This is a genomic window from Streptomyces olivaceus, assembly GCF_000721235.1.
GTDB classification, from domain to species: Bacteria; Actinomycetota; Actinomycetes; order Streptomycetales; family Streptomycetaceae; genus Streptomyces; species Streptomyces olivaceus.
The window spans coordinates 39,775-59,137 of the sequence record NZ_JOFH01000011.1 but is presented as its reverse complement, the minus strand read 5'-3'; the positions used below and the strand labels follow the sequence as shown (position 1 = coordinate 59,137).

Sequence of the window (19,363 nt, the reverse complement as noted above, 5' to 3'; positions counted from 1 at the left end):
TCTTGTCTAGACCAGTTTCCCACATCGCGGGGCGGGCCGCGGAACGCCCCGCGCCCCCGCCGTACGCGAGCCGTACGCTGGGGCCCATGCAGACCTCGTCGGACCGGCACGAGTACCCCGCCCACTGGGAGGCCGACGTGGTGCTGCGCGACGGCGGCACCGCGCGCGTCCGCCCCATCACCGTCGATGACGCCGAGCGCCTGGTCAGCTTCTACGAGCAGGTCTCCGACGAGTCGAAGTACTACCGCTTCTTCGCGCCGTATCCCCGCCTGTCCGCCAAGGACGTCCACCGCTTCACGCACCACGACTTTGTGGACCGGGTGGGACTCGCGGCCACCATCGGCGGCGAGTTCGTCGCCACCGTACGCTACGACCGGATCGGCGCCGGGGGAACACCCGCCCCGGCACCGGCCGACGAGGCCGAGGTCGCCTTCCTCGTCCAGGACGCCCACCAGGGGCGCGGCGTCGCCTCGGCGCTCCTGGAGCACATCGCGGCGGTCGCCCGGGAGCGCGGCATCCGCCGCTTCGCCGCCGAGGTGCTGCCCGCCAACACCAAGATGATCAAAGTCTTCATGGACGCCGGGTACACGCAGAAGCGCAGCTTCGAGGACGGCGTCGTCCGCCTCGAGTTCGACCTCGAACCCACGGACCGTTCACTCGCCGTGCAGTACGCGCGCGAGCACCGCGCGGAGGCCCGTTCCGTCCAGCGGCTCCTGCAGCCCGGCTCGGTCGCGGTCGTCGGCACCGGCCGCGCCCCCGGCGGCGTCGGCCGCAGCGTCCTCGGCAACATCCGGGACGCGGGCTTCCCGGGCCGCCTGTACGCCGTGAACAAGGCCTTCCCCGAGGACCAGAAGGAACTCGACGGGGTCCCGGCACGCCGCTCCGTGCGCGACATCGACGGCCCCGTCGACCTCGCCGTCGTCGCCGTGCCCGCCGAGCACGTCCCCGAGGTCGTCACCGAGTGCGGCGAACACGGAGTGCAGGGGCTGGTGGTCGTCTCCGCCGGGTACGCCGACAGCGGCCCCGACGGGCGCGAACGCCAGCGCGCGCTCGTGCGGCACGCGCGCACGTACGGCATGCGGATCATCGGGCCCAACGCCTTCGGGATCATCAACACCTCTCCGGACGTGCGGCTCAACGCCTCCCTCGCCCCCGAGATGCCGCGCCCCGGACGCATCGGCCTGTTCGCCCAGTCCGGCGCGATCGGCATCGCGCTCCTGTCCCGCCTGCACCGGCGCGGCGGCGGGGTCACCGGCGTCACCGGCGTGTCGACCTTCGTCTCCTCCGGCAACCGCGCCGACGTCTCCGGCAACGACGTCCTGCAGTACTGGTACGACGACCCCGAGACCGACGTCGCCCTGATGTACCTGGAGTCCATCGGCAACCCGCGCAAGTTCACCCGGCTGGCCCGGCGGACCGCGGCCGCCAAGCCACTGGTCGTGGTCCAGGGGGCCCGGCACGGCGGCGTCGCGCCGCAGGGACACGCCGTACGGGCGACGCGGCTGCCGCACGCCACGGTCTCCGCGCTGCTGCGGCAGGCCGGCGTGATCCGCGTCGACACCATCACCGACCTGGTGGACGCCGGGCTGCTCCTCGCCCGCCAGCCGCTGCCCGCCGGACCCAGGGTGGCCATCCTGGGCAACTCGGAGTCACTGGGACTGCTGACGTACGACGCGTGCCTCGCCGAGGGACTGCGCCCGCACCCGCCCCGGGACCTGACGACGGCCGCCTCGGCGGACGACTTCCACGCGGCGCTGTCCCGGGCCCTGGCCGACGACACGTGCGACGCGGTGGTGGTGACGGCGATCCCGACGGTGGGGGAGGGGGCGGCCGGGGACGCCGCGCTGGCGGAGGCCCTGCGCTCGGCGGCGGCAGCGGTCCCGACCAAGCCCGTGCTGGTGGTCCACGTGGAGCTGGGCGGCCTGGCCCAGGCCCTCTCGGCGGCGACGAGCACCGCCCCGCAGGCACTCCGCCCGCCGGACGAGCCGGCGCCCGACGACACGCCCCGGCCCACCGCCCCGGACCCGGGCCCGCAGTCGCCCCCATCGGCCGGTCGCCCCGCCTCCCGGCCCCCCGGGGCCCGGCCCGCCGGACCGCCGCCCTCCGTCGCCCCCTCGCCCGTCCCGCCGCCCGTCGCGCCGCGCGCCCCCGCGGAGGAGGCCCGGCTCATCCCGGCGTACCCCGCCGCCGAGCGAGCCGTCCGCGCCCTCGGGCAGGCCGTCTCCTACGCCCAGTGGCGGCGCGACGCACTCGACCCCGGCAGGGTGCCGGAGTACGAGAACATCGACGAGAAGGGCGCCGCCCAGCAGATAGCCGGACTCCTCGCGCGAGGGCAGGGGCTCACGCTCGGGATGCGGGAGACCTGCGAGCTGCTCGGTAGGTACGGCATCCGCGTCCACCGCGCGCTGCCCGCCCCGGCCCCCGACGACGCCGTGTCCGCCGCGCGGGCCATCGGCTACCCCGTGGCACTCAAGGCCACCGCCCCGCACCTGCGCCACCGCGCCGACCTGGGCGGCGTACGCCTCGACCTCGCGGACGAGGAGCAACTGCGCCGGGCCTACGACGAGTTGACCGAGCTCTTCGGGAAGCCGGCGGAGCTGCGGCCGGTGGTGCAGGGCATGGCGCCGCGCGGTGTCGACACCGTCGTCCGCGCGGTGATCGACCCGGCGGCCGGCGCGGTGCTCTCCTTCGGACTCGCCGGTGCCGCCACGCAGCTGCTCGGCGACATGTCCCACCGGCTGATTCCGGTCACCGACCGGGACGCCACCTCCCTCATCCGCTCCGTCCGCACCGCCCCGCTCCTCTTCGGCTGGCGCGGTTCGGCCCCCGTGGACGCGGCCGCCCTGGAGGAGCTCCTGCTGCGGGTCTCCCGGCTGGTCGACGACCATCCGGAGGTCGTCGCGGTCACCCTGGAACCGGTGGTCGTGGCCCCGCACGGCCTCAGCGTCCTGGGCGCCTCCGTCCGCCTCGCACCCCCTCCCGCCAGGGACGACCTCGGCCCGCGGACCCTGCCCGCCTACTGACCCGGCACCCGCCGGGCTCCTGGTGGGCGCGCCCCGCGCCGGGCACCGCGGCAGCGTCCCTCGCAGTCAGCGGGTCCCCTTAGGATGGACGGCATGGCCAAGACCAGTACGACGACCCAGGGGCTGCGAGCGGCGATCGAGCGCAGCGGCTACTACCCGGCCCTCGTGGCCGAGGCGGTGGAGGCCGCCGTGGGCGGCGAGCCCATGCGGTCGTACCTGGTCCATCAGGAGACGACGTTCGACCAGAACGAGGTGCGCCGGCACGTGACCGTGCTGGTGCTCACCGGCAACCGCTTCATCGTCAGCCACACCGACGAACAGGCCGCCGACGACACCTCCCCGACGCCCTACGCCACGACGTCCACGGAGTCCGTCAAGCTCGGCCGGATCTCGTCCATCGTCGTCAGCCGTGTCGTCGCCAACCCGGAGCAGTACAAGCCGGGCACGCTGCCCCGCGAGATCGTGCTCACCATCGGCTGGGGCGCCGTCTCCCGCCTCGACCTGGAGCCGGCCGCCTGCGGCGACCCCAACTGCGAGGCCGACCACGGCTACACGGGCAGTTCGACGGCCGACGACCTCAGCCTCCGCGTCAGCGAGGCCGGGGACGGCCCCGAGACCGTGCGCGAGGCGCTCGCCTTCGCCCAGTCGCTCTCCGAGGCGACCGCGGACACCGGCCGCTGATGGTGCAGCCCGCCGCCTGGGACACGGACCCCGAGCCCCTCTCCGTCGACTCCGCCCCCGTACCCGAGTACGGCACGGGTTCGCTCGCCGACCTGCTGCCCACCCTGGCCGCGGGCCTGGGCGTCCCCGGCATGACCGCGGGCATCGCCGAACTCACCCCCGCCGACCGCAACTGCGTGTTCCTGATCGACGGCCTCGGCTGGGAGCAGCTGCGCGCCCACCCGGACGACGCCCCCTTCCTCAGCTCCCTGCTGGGCAGTTCGCGCGGTGGCACCGGGCGCCCGATCACGGCCGGCTTTCCGGCGACCACGGCGACCTCCCTCGCCTCCGTCGGCACCGGACTGCCGCCGGGCGCCCACGGCCTGCCCGGCTACACGGTGCGCGACCCGGACACCGGCGCGCTGATGAACCAGCTGCGCTGGCAGCCCTGGACCCCGCCGGGCCCCTGGCAGCCGTACCCCACCGTCTTCGGACTCGCCCACGAGGCCGGCGTGCACGCCGCGCAGGTCTCCTCCCCGACCTTCGCGAACACCCCGCTGACCAAGGTCGCGCTCAGCGGCGGCGAGTTCCACGGACGGCTGAGCGGCGAGGACCGGATGGACTGCGCCGCCGGGCAACTGGCCGCCGCCGACCGCGCCCTCGTCTACACGTACTACGCCGAGGTCGACGGCGCGGGCCACCGCTTCGGCGTCGACTCCGACACCTGGCGCGGCCAGCTCGGGCACGTCGACCGGCTGGTCCAGCGCCTCGCCGAGCAACTGCCCCCGCGCAGCGCCCTCTACGTCACCGCCGACCACGGCATGATCGACGTGCCCTTCGACGAGGACCACCGCATCGACTTCGACGAGGACTGGGAGCTGAAGGCGGGCGTCGCCCTCCTCGGCGGCGAGGGCCGCGCCCGGCACGTCTACGCCGTTCACGGCGCGCAGAACGACGTGCTGACCTGCTGGCGCGAGGTGCTCGGCGAGCAGTTCTGGGTGGCGTCCCGGGACGAGGCGATCGCGGCGGGCTGGTTCGGCCCCCGCATCGACGACCGGGTGTACGCCCGCATCGGCGACGTCGTCGCCGCCGCCCGCGACGACGTCCTGCTCATCGCCTCCGAGCGCGAACCGAAGGAGTCGGCGATGGTCGGCAACCACGGTTCGATGACCCCTGCCGAGCAGCTCGTGCCCCTCCTGGAAGTACGCTCCTGACACCCCGGTCCACCCTCCCTCGCCGAAAGGTGCCCACCCCCTCATGCCCGAGCTGGTCTTCTTCTCCGGAACGATGGACTGCGGGAAGTCGACACTGGCTCTCCAGATCGAGCATAACCGCTCCGCACGCGGACTGGCCGGGATGATCTTCACCCGTGACGACCGCGCGGGCCGGGGCAAGCTCTCCTCGCGCCTCGGCCTCGTCACCGACGCGGTGGAGGTCGGGGACGGCCAGGACCTGTACGCCCACGTCGTCGACCACCTCTCCCAGGGCGGCCGCGTGGACTACGTGATCGCGGACGAGGCGCAGTTCCTGGTGCCGGAGCAGATCGACCAGCTCGCGCGTGTGGTGGACGACCTGGACGTCGACGTGTACGCCTTCGGCATCACCACCGACTTCCGCTCCAAGCTCTTCCCCGGCTCGCAGCGGCTGGTCGAACTCGCCGACCGCGTGGAGGTGCTCCAGGTGGAGGCCCTGTGCTGGTGCGGAGCCCGCGCCACGCACAACGCCCGCACTGTGGGCGGCGTCATGGTCGTCGAGGGCGCCCAGGTGGTCGTCGGCGACGTCGCCCAGTCCGCCGACGAGATCGGCTACGAGGTGCTGTGCCGACGCCACCACCGCCGCCGCACGACCGCCGCGACGGCCCGCGCGGCAGCCCTGTCGCCGGACGTGCTGCCGGTGTCGTCCGGCTGACCGCGTTCTTCGGCTGAGCCGCTTCGCTCCTCCGCTCCACGGCCGCCGGCAGGCGGAGGACACCGGCAGGCCGCGGAACCCCGACGTCAGTGCCCGGTCTCCAGTAGCGCGAAGCGTGCGCCCTCCGGGTCCGTCACCGTCGTCACCCGGCCGTGGGGCGTGTCGTGGGCCGGCTCGACGACGTGTCCGCCCAGCTCGGTGAGGCGCCTCAGGGACTCCTCCGTGTCGGCCACCTTGAAGTACGTCGTCCAGTGCGGACCCCGGTCGCGGGCCAGGGCGTTGCCGACGCCGCGGATCGCGGCGACGGGGCGGCCACCGAGGCGCAGGGTCACGTGGTCTGCGCCCGTGTCGGCGTCGGTGGGGGCCGCCGGGTCCAGTTCGAAGCCGAACACCGTCTCGTAGAACTTGGCGACGCCTGCCGTCTCGAACGTCGTCAGCTCGTTCCAGACGGGGGTGCCGGGCACGCCCGTGACGGCGGTGCCGAGGTGCGCCGCGGCCTGCCAGATGCCGAAGACGGCGCCCGACGGGTCCGAGCCGATGGCCATCCGGCCCGCCTCGCCGGCGTCCAGCGGCCCGACGCCGAGTGTGCCCCCGCACAGGCGCACCGTCTCGGCCGTCCGGTTGACGTCGTCGGAGGCGAAGTAGGGCGTCCAGGCGATGGGAAGCTGGCGGTCCCCGGGCAGTTGGCCGATTCCCGCCACCTCGCGCCCGTCCAGCAGCGCCCGTGCGTACGGGCCCAGTTGCTGGGGGCCGGGCTGGAACTCCCAGCCGAACAGGGCGCCGTAGAAGCTGTGGGTCGTGGTCGGCCCGTGGACCATCAGACTCACCCAGCAGGGCGTCCCGGATCTGTTCCGGACGTTCGCCCCGCCGCTCGGGCCGTCGTCCGACCCCCGTGCTCCGGTCATCGTCACTCTCTTCTCGGCCCTGCGCGGGCCGTGCGTCCGCTTGCGCTGCGCTCCGACGGACCCCGCGCCGAGGCCGGTACCCGTGCCGGGGCCGCGCGCCGGGCGCGCTCGTAGGGCAGCCCGGGAGTCCGAGTGGTACAGCATGTGCCCGAACCCGTACGCCTCGTGATCGGTACTGTCCGGCGGGCAGAGTAGCCCGACATCGACTTCTCGGCCACTCGGTACGCCAGGATGGGGCCATGAACGCCATCATCTCCGCACCCGAACTCGCCGACGAACTCGCGGGCCCCACCCCGCCCGTCCTGCTCGACGTCCGCTGGCAGCTGAGCGCGGCCAAGGCCGCCGGCGCCCCGCCCTTCGACGGCCGTGCCGAGCACGCCGCCGGGCACCTTCCCGGCGCGGTCTACGTCGACCTGGACAGGGAACTCGCCGCCGCGCCCGGTGCGGGAGGCCGGCATCCGCTGCCCGACGTCGCGGAGTTCGGCGCGGCGATGCGCCGGGCGGGCGTGTCGTCCGGCCGGCCCGTCGTCGTCTACGACGGCGGCCAGGGATGGGCGGCCGCTCGCGCCTGGTGGCTGCTGCGCTGGACAGGTCACCCGAACGTGCGGGTCCTCGACGGCGGGTTGCCGTCCTGGGAGGGGCCGTTGTCGACGGACGCGCCGACGCCCGCGGAGGGCGACTTCGAGCCGGTCCCCGGAGAGTCCGGGCTGCTGGACGCGGACGGGGCCGCCGCGCTGGCCCGCTCCGGCGTGCTCTTCGACGCCCGCGCGGGGGAGCGGTACCGGGGTGACGTCGAGCCGATCGACCCGGTCGGCGGCCACATCCCGGGCGCCGTGTCCGCGCCGACGACGGAGAACGTGGCGGCCGACGGCCGCTTCCTGGCCGCCGACGAACTCCGCGCGCGTTTCGAGACCCTGGGCGCTACGGGGGACGGCGAGGTCGGCGTCTACTGCGGCTCGGGCGTGTCGGGCGCCCACGAGGTGCTCGCACTGGCGGTGGCGGGGATCCCTGCGGCGCTGTACGCGGGTTCCTGGTCCCAGTGGTCGTCGGACCCGTCCCGGCCGGTGGCGGTGGGCCCGGAGCCGCAGTAGGGCAGTTTCACGGGGGCGGTGGGCTGCTTCGGGAGGGCCGAGTCCGAGCGAGCCGCGGTCGAGCGGTCTCCCGCCGCGTGGGTCCCCGCCGTGCGGGCCAGCCGTACGCGTCCCTGTCAGGGGAACCGTCGTCATGGTCGGGCGGGGCTCCCGCCGGACGGCGGACGCGGATCCCGGCGTACGAGAGCGGGGCTGCGCCCAACCTGGGCACGGCCCCGCTCTCGTACGCCGACGACCGGTCGGCTACTCCTGCTTCTTCCGGCGTGTGCCGAACACGATCTCGTCCCAGCTCGGCACCGCCGCACGGCGTCCCGGACGGACGCCGTCGGCCTCGGCCTGGCGGTCGGTGGAGCCGGTGAGGCGGTCCCGGTGGCTGGCCACCGAGCGCGGCATGAGCACGTCGGCGTAGGCGGAACCGGCCGATGCCGCGGGCGCCGGGGGCTCCTCCACCTCGGGTTCCTCGACGGGCTCCGCAGCCGGTTCCGGGGCCCGCTCGGGCACCACCAGGTCGCCCCGGAAGCTCGGGACGGCCTCCAGCAGGCTGGTGAGCGAGTCGCGTTCACGCTCGACCGAGGCGGTCGCCGCCGTGGCCACACCCTCGTCGTCCGGTTCGGAGGGCGCCGCGGGCAGGCTCGGCCGCTCACGCTGCTCCCGGTCGAGGGTCCGGTCCAGCGGCCGGTCGCGCGGCAGCCGGGCGATGCGCGGCACGAAGGGGAAGCTGGGCTCGGGTGCGGCGAGGTCGTCGGACTCGCCGATCAGCGCGCGCGCCTCCGCGTCGACGGCCTGGACGAGCCGCCGGGGCGGATCGTACGTCCAGCTCGCCGAGTGCGGTTCACTCGCGACCATGTAGACAAGGAGCACTTCCCAGGTGCCGTCGTCGCGACGCCAGGAGTCCCACTGGACCGTGTCCTTGTCGGCGCCGCGCAGCACCAGCCGCTCCTGCACGGCCTCGCCGAGGGGCGGCCCCGAGTTCTCGCCGGGACGGCGGACGGGCGTCTTGCGGGCGCGCTCTGCCATGAAGGCGCGCTCCGCCAGCACGGGCCCCTCGAAGCGCCGCACGCGGTCGACGGGGATGCCGGCCATCTGGGCGACCTCTTCCGCGGTCGCGCCGGCTCGTATACGTGCCTGGATGTCGCGGGGGCGGAGATGACTCTCCACCTCGATCTCGATCTGGCCGAGGCGAGGACGGTCACCGCGTACGGCGACCCGGAGCCGCTCGTCGATCGGCAGCGTGTACTCCGTGCTGTCCGCAGCCTTCAGCACCAGCCGTGTGCCGTCATTCGAGACGGCCACGACACGCAGTTCGGGCATGGGGACCTCCCGGGTGGTGCCTGCCGACGTCACGTGCGTCGCTGCTTCCGCTCTGTCGAGTGTGACCTGCCCGGGTGCAGCCTGCCACAACCTTGCCGAGTTGCCCGGCGTGTCGGGCACGGGCCCTGGATCGCCGTTATGGCACGGTTACCTATTCACAACGATGGGTGACCGACTCGGTCACCCTGTGCAACTAGCCCCCTCCCGGCGGTCCTTCGAGGCGCCGAACCCCCTGTCGGGAGACCGGACCCAGGGCTCGCCACAGTACTCCATTCGGACCACGTGCGTGGATTGGCGCGCCGCCCGACTTCCTGCAAGAGGGGTACTCGGCCGTCCCCGGGGCGATTTTTCGCGATCTTGTACGTGGTGTACTTCACGCAATCACCAGAAACGGAACTAATGGTTTCGTCCGCACGTCCCTTTCTCGTGCAGTTGATCGACCCCGTACGGGAAAGGCAGGCAAGGTCCGAGGATGCGTGGAAAGTCCGACGGTGCAGGTGAGACGGATGTGGGGACGGAGGGGCGGGTGAAGCGGATCGACCTGAGCGTGCCCCAGGTCGCGGGCAGTGCCCTCGCCGCGGTGGTGGCCGCCAAACTCGCCTCCTCCTTCGGCGTGTACGGCACGATCCTGGGGGCCGGTCTGATCAGCGTGGTCGCCACCTGCGGGGGTTCGGTCTTCCAGCACTTCTTCAAGCGCACCGGGGAGCAGATCCGGGTGAAGCGCACGACCGGCACCGCGCGGCCGGGCGGGGCGTCCGCCGCCGCGGCGACTTCCGGCGCGGTGCGGGCTGCGGCGCCGGGCCCGCCCGGAGTGTTCACCGAGGGCACCGTCTACCGTGCCCGGGCCACGGGCTGGCGGCGTCCGGTGATCGCGGCGGCCCTGGTCTTCGGAGTCACCATGACCGGGATCACCACCTACGAGCTGGCCTCCGGCGAGAACCTGAGCGGCGGCCACAGCACCACGGTCGGCAGCGCCTTCTCCGGCCACGGCAAGTCCGCCGCCGATCCTGGAGGTTCGGGCGGGTCCGGGGACTCGGGCGGGTCCGGCGACGCCGAGAGCCCGGGAGGCGCCCAGAGCCCGGACGGCTCGGGCGACGCGGGGGACGGCGGCGTGGGAGGGAGCGACGCCCCGGCCTCCACCCCTTCCGGAACACCGGACGCCTCGCAGGGCGGTACGGCGCCGGACGGCGGCTCCGCGGAACAGGACGGTACGGCGTCCAGCGCGGCGCCCACCCCGGACGCCACCGGGGACGAGGAATCCGACGGGGCCCCGGATCCCTCGGCTACGGCCCCAGAACCCGGCGCAAGTAGTCGTTCAGGAACAGGCGGTCAGGATCAAGACGGTCCCGCAGCGCGGTGAACTCGCCGAAGCGCGGATACGCCCGGGAGAAGTACTCGGCGTCCCTGGTGTGCACCTTGCCCCAGTGCGGCCGGCCCTCGTGCGCGGTGAAGATGCGCTCTGCGGCGGTGAAGTAGGCCCGGTAGGGCGTCCCCCGGAACATGTGTACGGCGATGTACGCGGTGTCGCGGCCGGAGGCGGTGGACAGGGGGATGTCGTCGGCCGGGGCGGTGCGCACCTCGACCGGGAAGCTGATCCGCAGCGGCGACCGCTCGACCATCGCCCGCAGTTCGCGCAGCGCCTCGACGACGGCCGCGCGCGGGACGGCGTACTCCATCTCCACGAACCGCACCCGGCGCGGCGATGTGAAGACCTTGTAGGGAGTGTCCGTGTACGTCCGCGCGGAGAGTGCCCGGCTGGAGATCCGGGCGATCGTCGGGATGGTGGCCGGCACCGCGCGGCCGACCCAGTTCGCCGCGTGGAAGACGCCGTTGGACAGGAACTCGTCGTCCAGCCAGCCCTGGAACCGCCCCGCCGGCCGCTCCGGACCGGCGCTGCGGTTGTTGCGCTTGGTGTTGGTGTTGCCGGTGTGCGGGAACCAGTAGAACTCGAAGTGCTCGTTCTCGGCCCAGAGTTCTTCGAACTCCGCGAGGACCCGCTCGAACGGCATCGGTTCCTCGCGGGCCGTCAGCAGGAAGAGCGGCTCCACGGCGAAGGTGATCGCGGTGACGACGCCCAGCGCGCCGAGGCCGATGCGGGCGGCGGCGAACACCTCGGGATTCTCCCGCTCGGAACAGGTCAGCACCGAGCCGTCCGCCGTGACCAGCTCCAGGCCCCGGATCTGGGCCGCGATCGAGGCGGAGTCGCGGCCCGTGCCGTGCGTGCCGGTGCTGGTGGCCCCGGCGACGGTCTGCTCCATGATGTCGCCCATGTTCGTCAGCGACAGCCCCTCGCGGGCGAGGGCCATGTTGAGCCGCCTGAGCGGAGTGCCGGCCTCGACCGTGACCGTCATGGCGTCGCGGTCGAGGCTGCGGATGCCCGTCAGCAGGTGCGGGCGGATCAGGACCCCGTCGGTCGCGGCTATGGACGTGAAGGAGTGCTCCGCGCCGACCGCCTTGACCCGCAGCCCGTCCTCGGCGGCCCCGCGCACGGCCGCGGCCAGCTCGTCGACGGAGGCCGGAGTGGCCTCCCGCGCGGGACGCGCCGAGACGTTTCCGCCCCAGTTACGCCAGGTGCCGTTCCGGCCGCTCGCCCTGCCGCTCGCCGTGCGTGTGCTGCTCAACAGTGCCTCCCCGACGCGAGTCCGGCCGCTTGAGCCGGCGGTACCCGAGGAAACCGACCGCCACCGCGACGGCCCCGGCCACCGCCGGAACCCCGTACCCGGCACGCGCACCGGAGGCGTCGATCACCCAGCCGCCCGCGGAGGAGCCGAGGGCGACCCCGACCGCGAGCCCGGTACTCACCCAGGTCATGCCCTCGGTGAGCTGCGCGCGTGGTACGTGCTCTTCGATGAGGGACATCGTCGTGATCATCGTGGGAGCGATGGACAGACCCGCAACGAACAGCGCCACGGCCAGAAACAGCAGGTTCCCGACCAGTAGGAGGGGGATCATACTCACGGCCATCGCGCAGACGCCCAGCAACCAGCGGCGCTCGGGCCGCCCGGCGAAGCGCAGCAGCCCGAACACCATGGCCGCGGTGCACGATCCCGCCGCGTACAGCGCGAGGACGAGGCTGGCCAGGGCCTTGTGCCCCTCCTCCTCGGCGAACGCCACGGTGACGACGTCGATGGACCCGAAGATCGCCCCCGTGGCCGCGAACGTGCCGACCAGCACCCGCAGTCCCCGTGAGCGCAGCGCCGTGCCGCCGCCCTTGTGCTCGCGCGGGTGGGGTTCCGGCTCGGTGGCGCGCTGCGCGGTCAGCCAGAAGACACCGGTCGCCAGGAAGCAGGCGGCGAGCAGCGGCCCGGCCTCCGGGAACCAGGCGGTGGACAGGCCGATGGAGATGATCGGCCCGAAGATGAAGCAGATCTCGTCCACCACGGACTCGAAGGAGTACGCGGTGTGCAGTTGCGGCGTTCCCCGGTACAGGGCCGCCCAGCGGGCCCGGACCATCGCGCCGAGGCTCGGCACGCAGCCGACGCCGGCGCAGGCCGCGAACAGCACCCAGTCCGGCCACCCGTAGTGCGCGGCCGGCAGCAGCACGGCCGCCGCGGTGAGTGAGACGAGGGTCGCCGGTCGCAGCACCCGGCGCTGGCCGTACCGGTCCACCAGTCGGGACACCTGCGGCCCGGCCACCGCGGCGGCGAGCGCGACGGTGGCCGACAGCGCCCCCGCGAGCCCGTACCGTCCGGTGAGCTGCGAGATCATCGTCACCACGCCGATGCCCATCATCGACAGCGGCATCCGGCCGAGGAAGCCCGCGGCGGAGAAACCCCTGGTGCCGGGGAGGGCGAACAGAGCGCGGTAGGGACTGGCCAACGAGGTCTCCGGGAGCGGCTTCGGACAGGGCCGGGCAGGGCGAGGTCACGGCTGGGCAAGGCGCGGTTCACGGCTGAGTAAGCGCGGTTCACGGTTGGGCAAGCGTGGTTCACGGCTGGGTAAGGCGCGAATACAGCTGACACAGCTTACGCGTCAAAACGCCCGGAAACACCCCCGCGCACCAGGCGGAACACACGCTCGGTACCCCGCCGTTTCCCCGCTGTCAGTGCCGGGTGGCAGGATCGACACATGCCAGACGTGCTCGATGCCAGCCCCTACGACTCCCTGCTCCTGCTCTCGTTCGGCGGCCCCGAGGGCCCGGACGACGTGGTCCCGTTCCTGGAGAACGTGACCCGCGGGAGAGGCATCCCCAAGGAACGCCTCAAGGAAGTCGGGCAGCACTACTTCCTCTTCGGCGGCGTCAGCCCGATCAACGACCAGAACCGCGCCCTCCTCGACGCCCTGCGCAAGGACTTCGCCGAGCACGGCCTGGACCTGCCGGTCTACTGGGGCAACCGCAACTGGGCGCCGTACCTGACGGACACCCTGCGCGAGATGGTCCGCGACGGCCGCCGCCGCATCCTGGTCCTCGCCACCAGCGCCTACGCCTCCTACTCCGGCTGCCGCCAGTACCGCGAGAACCTCGCGGACGCCCTCGCCGCCCTGGAGGCCGAGGGACTGGAGCTGCCGGAGGTCGACAAGCTCCGGCACTACTTCAACCACCCGGGCTTCGTCGAGCCCATGGTCGACGGACTCGTCCGCTCCCTCGCCGAGCTGCCCGAGGAGGTGCGCGACGGCGCCCACATCGCCTTCTGCACCCACTCGATCCCCACCTCGGCCGCCGACACCTCGGGCCCGGTCGAGGAGCACGGCGACGGCGGGGCGTACGTGCGCCAGCACCTGGACGTGGCGCAGGTGATCGCCGACGCCGTCCGCGAGCGCACCGGCGTCGACCACCCCTGGCAGCTCGTCTACCAGTCCCGCTCCGGCGCCCCGCACATCCCGTGGCTGGAGCCCGACATCTGCGACCACCTGGAGGAGCGGCAGGCGGCCGGCGCCCCCGCGGTGGTGATGGCCCCGATCGGCTTCGTCTCCGACCACATGGAGGTCCTCTACGACCTCGACACCGAGGCCACCGCCAAGGCGGCGGAGCTGGGGCTGCCGGTGCGCCGCTCCGCCACCGTCGGCGCCGACCCGCGGTTCGCCGCCGCGGTCCGCGACCTCGTCGTCGAGCGTGCCGGTGCCGAGCGCGGCCGCCCCGCCGCGCCGTGCGTCCTCGGCTCCCTGGGCGCGAGCCACAATCTGTGCCCGGTCGGCTGCTGCCCCGCCCGTGCTCCCCGGCCCGCCGCCGCGGGCGCCGACAGTCCCTACGCGTGAGGAGACCCGTGACCGACGTGACGACCGACCCGCTCCACGCCGACCTGCTGGAGATCGCCCGGGAGGCCGCGCACCGCGCGGGCACACTGCTGCGGGACGGCCGCCCGGCCGACCTCGCGGTCGCCGCCACCAAGTCCAGCCCGATCGACGTGGTCACCGAGATGGACATCGCCGCGGAGAAGCTGATCACCGAGCTGATCGCCGCCCGGCGCCCCGAAGACGGGATCCTCGGCGAGGAGGGCTCCGCCACCGAGGGCACGAGCGGCGTCCGCTGGGTCGTCGACCCCCTGGACGGCACGGTCAACTACCTCTACGGGCTCCCCACCTGGGCGGTCTCCATCGCCGCCGAGCAGGACGGCGAGCGGGTGGCGGCGGCGGTCGCGGTGCCGATGCGGGGGGAGGCCTTCCACGCGGTGCTGGGCGGCGGGGCCTGGGCGACGGGTGCCTGGGAGGGCGAGCGCAGGCTCGCCTGCCGGGCCGCGGCCCCGCTGGACCAGGCGCTGGTCTCCACCGGGTTCAACTACGTGGCCGACGTCCGCGCGGAGCAGGCCGAGATCGCGCGGCGGCTCATCCCGCTGGTGCGGGACATCCGGCGCGGTGGCTCCGCCGCGATCGACCTGTGCGACGTGGCCGCCGGGCGCCTCGACGGCTACTACGAGCGGGGTCTGCACCCCTGGGACCTCGCGGCGGGCGACCTGATCGCCCGGGAGGCGGGCGCGCAGACCGGCGGACGCCCCGGTGAGCGTCCGTCCGGCACCCTGACCATCGCCGCCACCCCGTCCGTCTTCGAGCCCCTGCAGCACCTCCTGACGGACTTCGGCGCGTAGGCCTGCCCGGCCCGGGGCGGTTCGTGTCCGCGCCTCGGCGTGGGCCGGCACCGCAGCACTCCGGGCCCGCCCCGCCGGTCTCCGTGCCGCGGCCGGGCACCCCGCGTGCGGCCCCCGCCGGGCGATCACCCGGCACGACGAAGCCCCGGCGCTGGACCCCGCCGGGGCTTCGTCGTTCGAACACTGTTCACGAACCGGTCAGGCGTTGGTCGCGCTGACCTCCACACCGTGCTCGGCAGCAAGGCGGCGCAGATCGTCGAGCTCTCCCAGCTCCACCTCGACAAGGAACTCGTCGCCCTCGTCGCGGGCCCGGGACAGGTCGGACTCGGTCGTCTTTATGCGCTGCAGAAGTCCTGCGGTGAAAGCGTCCATGCTGCGCCCCCTCGTCCTGGTCGTGGGTCATTGGCACGGGGGTGTGCCGTTCGGAAGGGGCGATCACGTCTCCTGTGGAGTGCCCAGCGCTGCCCGGCCGGGCGGCGACGGTGCCGGACACCCACGCCCGCTCTGCGGAAGCGGACCGCCGCGTACCGCGCGGTGACGCGGTACAGGCAGAGCGTGATCGCGGGGTGTAAAGCCGTCCTCCCCCAGCTCCCCTTCGCGGAAACCTCAACCGCGCGAGAAAATCCCGCATTCCCGCTCCCGCGCTCTTCTTCGCTCCCGGCCCCTCGTTCCCGCGCCCCGGGTCCTCACCCTCGTCCCCTGTCTTACAGCCGACTTATGGCCGAAAAGGGCAGGATGGAGGCACCACACCCACCAGGCCCCTGCCCTCGTGCGCCCGACGGGCGCCGCGCGGGTGGACACAGGAAGGACAGCGACGTGCGCGTACTCGTCGTCGAGGACGAGCAACTGCTCGCCGATGCGGTGGCCACCGGACTCCGCCGGGAGGCCCTGGCCGTCGACGTCGTGTACGACGGCGCGGCCGCCCTGGAGCGCATCGGCGTCAACGACTACGACGTGGTCGTCCTCGACCGCGACCTCCCCCTCGTGCACGGCGACGACGTCTGCCGCAGGATCGTCGAGCTGGGCATGCCCACGCGCGTGCTGATGCTCACGGCCTCCGGCGACGTCAGCGACCGGGTCGAGGGCCTGGAGATCGGCGCCGACGACTACCTGCCCAAGCCCTTCGCGTTCAGCGAGCTGATCGCCCGCGTGCGGGCCCTCGGCCGGCGGACCAGCGTGCCCCTGCCGCCCGTCCTGGAGCGGGCCGGGATCAAGCTCGACCCCAACCGCCGCGAGGTCTTCCGCGACGGCAAGGAGGTACAGCTCGCGCCCAAGGAGTTCGCGGTCCTGGAGGTGCTCATGCGCAGCGAGGGCGCCGTGGTCTCCGCGGAGCAGCTCCTCGAGAAGGCCTGGGACGAGAACACCGACCCGTTCACCAACGTCGTGCGGGTGACCGTCATGACCCTGCGCCGCAAGCTGGGCGAGCCACCGGTCATCGTCACCGTGCCCGGCTCGGGCTACCGGATCTGATCGACCGTGGCGACGACACCCGCGCCCCCCGGGGCGCCTCCGAAGCCCACGTGGGACCCGCGCTCGGCCACCCCCCTGCCGTGGCTGCGCCCCACCATCCGGATAAGGCTCACGCTGCTGTACGGCGGCATGTTCCTGATCGCCGGCATCCTGCTGCTGTCGATCATCTACCTGCTCGCCGCCCAGGCGGTGCGCAGCGGCAACCAGCCGCTGTACAAGATCGTCGACTTCACCGACCTCAGGGTCTCCAGCAGCGACTGCCCCGTGGTCGACAACGGCAACCTGTCGCTGTCCGACTTCAACGCCGCGATCAGCGACTGCATGGACCACCAGCGCAAGGTCGCCCTGGACAACCTGCTCAGCCGCTCGCTCCTGGCGCTCCTCGGCCTGGCCGTGATCGCCTTCGCCTTCGGCTACGCGATGGCCGGACGCGTCCTCTCGCCGCTCGGCCGGATCACCCGCACCGCGCGCGCGGTGGCGGGCTCCGACCTCTCCCGCCGGATCGAGCTGGACGGCCCGGACGACGAGCTGAAGGAGCTGGCGGACACCTTCGACGACATGCTGGAGCGGCTGCAGCGCGCCTTCACCGCCCAGCAGCGCTTCGTCGGCAACGCTTCCCACGAGCTGCGCACCCCGCTGGCGATCAACCGCACCCTCCTCGAGGTGCACCTGTCCGATCCGAACGCGCCCGTGGAGCTCCAGCAGCTGGGCAAGACGCTGCTGGCCACCAACGAACGCAGCGAGCAGCTGGTCGAGGGCCTGCTGCTGCTCGCCCGCAGCGACAACCAGATCGTCGAGCGCAAGCCGGTGGACCTCGCGGAGGTGGCCGGCCAGGCACTCGACCAGGCGCACGGCGAGGCCGAGGCCAAGGGCGTCGAGATCCGCGGCACCCGCGAGGCCGCGGTCGTCCAGGGCAACGGCGTCCTGCTGGAGCGGATCGCCCTGAACCTCGTCCAGAACGCCGTGCGCTACAACGTGGCCGAGCAGGGCTGGGTGGAGGTCACCACGTCCCTGGAGAACGGTCAGGCGGTGCTGGTGGTCACCAATACGGGCCCGGTCGTACCGGCGTACGAGGTCGACAACCTCTTCGAGCCCTTCAGGCGGCTGCGCACCGAGCGGACGGGCAGCGACAAGGGCGTCGGTCTCGGGCTGTCCATCGTGCGGTCCGTGGCCCGCGCGCACGGCGGTCACATCTACGCGCAGCCGCGCGAGGGCGGGGGACTCGTGATGCGAGTCGCCCTGCCCGTCTGAGATCTGAGATCATGACCCCGACATCTCGCCAGAGCCCGAGGATGTTCGCTTTGAGCGGAATTCCCAGGCTGTCGGCCCGGGCGTCGCCTGTGTGATCGATCACAGCGGAGGCTTTCTCGTCATCAACTCTCCGTGATCATGCACCCTGTCGGAAAGCCGGGAAAATCCCGGTTTTCGAGGGTCCTGATCACGGGAAGTACACGGTGAGACGCCTTTGAAGTGCGGTATTACGACCGTGTACGGTCCCCATCGCCATCCAAGCCGATCACTCAGGAGGAGTCCGGTTGGGTGTCGATTGAGTAACAGACCTTGATGTGAGGCAAAATCTCCGCCTCAGGTCGGGCACAAGTCCGGCCTCTCACGCGTTACGTGCGCTGAAGACACCGCAGACACCCAGAGGGGGAGAGCGACCATGGCAACCGATTACGACACTCCACGCAAGACCGACGACGACGTCGACTCGGACAGCCTCGAAGAGCTGAAGGCCCGGCGGAACGACAAGTCCGCCTCGGCCGTCGACGTCGACGAGTTCGAGGCCGCGGAAGGCCTCGAACTTCCCGGCGCCGACCTCTCCAACGAGGAACTGGCAGTCCGCGTGCTGCCGAAGCAGCAGGACGAGTTCACCTGCATGAGCTGCTTCCTGGTGCACCACCGCAGCCAGCTGGCCCGGGAGAAGAACGGCCAGCCGATCTGCCGCGACTGCGACTGAGGCGGGGTCGGCCGTGACTGGCTCGACCCCTCCCTGGAAGCGCCGCTTCTCCAGGCGGGGAGCGGACCAAGGGCCGCTGGACGGTCCGTACAGCGCGCGTGACGACGAGCGGGGCCCGACCGACACGGGGACGGTCCCGCTCGAAGCAGTGGCCGACCGGAGTGACCACCCGGCGACCACGCAGCCTCCGGCAGCCGCTGCCCGGCGCCGGGCAGCGGCCTTCCGGCACCGGGCCGGGCAGGGCGTCCGCAACGGCGGCGCCCGTGCCAGAGCGGCCCTGGCCCACCTCGCCGACCGGATCATCGAACTGGCCCCGCGCGTGCCCGTACGCGATCTGGCGACGCTCCGCAGGCAGTTCCCCGGCCTCGGACCCGAGGAGATCGCCGACCGGCTCGTGGCCGGCGCGACCAAGGGCACGGCGACCGTGGGAGCGGGAATCGGAGCGGCCGCGATGCTGCCCGTGCCGCCCGCGATGCCCACCGAACTGGCCGCCGAGGTCACCGGCGTCGCGGCGATCGAGCTCAAGTTGATCGCCGAACTCCACGAGGTCTACGGCGTACGCCCGCCGGGAAGCCTCGCCCAGCGCAGCACCGCGTATCTGAACTCCTGGTCGGACGAGCGCGGCGTCGACGTGTCCAAGCCGTCGACCCTCGGTTCGGCGATGAACAGCCACATGAAGCGCCAGCTGCGGCAGCAGATCATGAAGCGCATGGTGCGCAACCTGCCGAACCTGATGCCCTTCATGGTGGGCGCCGCCGTCGGCGCCGTCATGAACCGCCGCGACACCGGCAAGCTGGCCGCGAGAATCCGTACCGACCTGCGCAAGCACCAGGTCGCCTGGAGCGCCCTGGAGAATCTCCCCGCTCTGGAGAAGCCGCAGGACGCCCTGGACATGAGAGGCGTGGGCGGCATGGGCGAGATCGCCGGGCGCAGCGGCGACGGCGGTCACGGGGAAGGCGACCAGGACCACCGCGGAGGCCACGGGGAAAGCTTCGGCAAAGAAGACCGCTGA

17 protein-coding genes are annotated in these 19,363 nt (G+C 72.9%); 12 read left to right on the top strand and 5 right to left on the bottom strand.

The features are described from left to right. Positions 1-86: 86 nt before the first annotated feature. The 4 genes from IG94_RS0113885 to IG94_RS0113870 all read left to right on the top strand — a co-directional run bounded on the left by IG94_RS0113885 (position 87) and on the right by IG94_RS0113870 (position 5,591). The gene (locus IG94_RS0113885; protein ID WP_031035282.1) at positions 87-3,023 is read left to right on the top strand and encodes a bifunctional acetate--CoA ligase family protein/GNAT family N-acetyltransferase; all 2,937 of its coding nucleotides are present in this window, start codon (positions 87-89) and stop codon (positions 3,021-3,023) included. 84 nt (positions 3,024-3,107) lie between these two features. Continuing rightward, a complete protein-coding gene (locus tag IG94_RS0113880; RefSeq protein ID WP_031035280.1) occupies positions 3,108-3,704 on the top strand; it encodes a DUF5998 family protein in 597 nt (198 codons plus the stop codon). After that, positions 3,704-4,897 carry an alkaline phosphatase family protein gene (locus tag IG94_RS0113875; protein ID WP_031035278.1) on the top strand — a complete coding sequence of 398 codons (1,194 nt, stop codon included), beginning with the start codon at positions 3,704-3,706 and terminating at the stop codon, positions 4,895-4,897. The genes IG94_RS0113880 and IG94_RS0113875 overlap by 1 nt, the downstream gene beginning before the upstream one ends. Positions 4,898-4,940: 43 nt before the next feature. Further along, a complete protein-coding gene (locus tag IG94_RS0113870; RefSeq protein ID WP_031035275.1) occupies positions 4,941-5,591 on the top strand; it encodes a thymidine kinase in 651 nt (216 codons plus the stop codon). Positions 5,592-5,677: 86 nt separating this feature from the next. On the opposite strand, the gene IG94_RS0113865 is transcribed toward IG94_RS0113870, so the two are convergent. Continuing rightward, positions 5,678-6,496, bottom strand: a complete 819-nt coding sequence (locus tag IG94_RS0113865; protein ID WP_031035273.1) for a VOC family protein — start codon at positions 6,494-6,496, stop codon at positions 5,678-5,680. A gap of 239 nt (positions 6,497-6,735) precedes the next feature. On the opposite strand from IG94_RS0113865, the gene IG94_RS0113860 reads away from it, so the two are divergent. Continuing rightward, positions 6,736-7,587: a sulfurtransferase gene (locus IG94_RS0113860; protein ID WP_031035271.1), complete on the top strand. Its 852-nt coding sequence runs from the start codon at positions 6,736-6,738 to the stop codon at positions 7,585-7,587. A 243-nt stretch (positions 7,588-7,830) separates the two neighbouring features. Here IG94_RS0113860 and sepH read toward each other — a convergent pair whose 3' ends face one another. Further along, positions 7,831-8,898: a septation protein SepH gene (sepH, locus tag IG94_RS0113855; RefSeq protein WP_031035269.1), complete on the bottom strand. Its 1,068-nt coding sequence runs from the start codon at positions 8,896-8,898 to the stop codon at positions 7,831-7,833. Between the two features lie 472 nt (positions 8,899-9,370). Here sepH and IG94_RS0113850 point away from each other — a divergent pair, with 472 nt between their 5' ends. Continuing rightward, positions 9,371-10,258, top strand: coding sequence for a hypothetical protein (locus IG94_RS0113850; protein WP_031035267.1), 888 nt, complete (start codon positions 9,371-9,373; stop codon positions 10,256-10,258). Here the strand turns inward: IG94_RS0113850 and IG94_RS0113845 are convergent. Together IG94_RS0113845 and IG94_RS0113840 are read right to left on the bottom strand one after the other, a co-directional pair. After that, complete coding sequence (locus IG94_RS0113845; RefSeq protein ID WP_031035265.1) at positions 10,182-11,519, bottom strand: D-arabinono-1,4-lactone oxidase; 1,338 nt, start codon at positions 11,517-11,519, stop codon at positions 10,182-10,184. The genes IG94_RS0113850 and IG94_RS0113845 overlap by 77 nt on opposite strands. After that, a complete protein-coding gene (locus IG94_RS0113840; RefSeq protein ID WP_031035263.1) occupies positions 11,461-12,717 on the bottom strand; it encodes an MFS transporter in 1,257 nt (418 codons plus the stop codon). The genes IG94_RS0113845 and IG94_RS0113840 overlap by 59 nt, the downstream gene beginning before the upstream one ends. Positions 12,718-12,966: 249 nt before the next feature. Here IG94_RS0113840 and IG94_RS0113835 point away from each other — a divergent pair, with 249 nt between their 5' ends. After that, positions 12,967-14,094 carry a ferrochelatase gene (locus IG94_RS0113835; RefSeq protein WP_031035261.1) on the top strand — a complete coding sequence of 376 codons (1,128 nt, stop codon included), beginning with the start codon at positions 12,967-12,969 and terminating at the stop codon, positions 14,092-14,094. An 8-nt stretch (positions 14,095-14,102) separates the two neighbouring features. Next, positions 14,103-14,921 (top strand): inositol monophosphatase family protein, encoded by an 819-nt coding sequence (locus IG94_RS0113830; protein ID WP_031035259.1) that lies wholly within the window; start codon positions 14,103-14,105, stop codon positions 14,919-14,921. Positions 14,922-15,119: 198 nt separating this feature from the next. Here IG94_RS0113830 and IG94_RS42880 read toward each other — a convergent pair whose 3' ends face one another. After that, on the bottom strand, positions 15,120-15,293 hold the full coding sequence (locus tag IG94_RS42880; protein ID WP_007387792.1) for a hypothetical protein: 174 nt from the start codon (positions 15,291-15,293) through the stop codon (positions 15,120-15,122). 444 nt (positions 15,294-15,737) lie between these two features. On the opposite strand from IG94_RS42880, the gene IG94_RS0113820 reads away from it, so the two are divergent. The 4 genes from IG94_RS0113820 (at position 15,738) to IG94_RS0113805 (ending at position 19,363) form a co-directional block, all read left to right on the top strand. After that, positions 15,738-16,391: a response regulator transcription factor gene (locus IG94_RS0113820; protein ID WP_031035257.1), complete on the top strand. Its 654-nt coding sequence runs from the start codon at positions 15,738-15,740 to the stop codon at positions 16,389-16,391. Positions 16,392-16,397: 6 nt separating this feature from the next. Further along, positions 16,398-17,642, top strand: coding sequence for a sensor histidine kinase (locus IG94_RS0113815; RefSeq protein ID WP_031035255.1), 1,245 nt, complete (start codon positions 16,398-16,400; stop codon positions 17,640-17,642). Positions 17,643-18,054: 412 nt separating this feature from the next. Then, positions 18,055-18,351, top strand: coding sequence for a DUF4193 domain-containing protein (locus IG94_RS0113810; protein ID WP_003993510.1), 297 nt, complete (start codon positions 18,055-18,057; stop codon positions 18,349-18,351). Between the two features lie 13 nt (positions 18,352-18,364). Further along, positions 18,365-19,363: a hypothetical protein gene (locus tag IG94_RS0113805; protein WP_031035251.1), complete on the top strand. Its 999-nt coding sequence runs from the start codon at positions 18,365-18,367 to the stop codon at positions 19,361-19,363.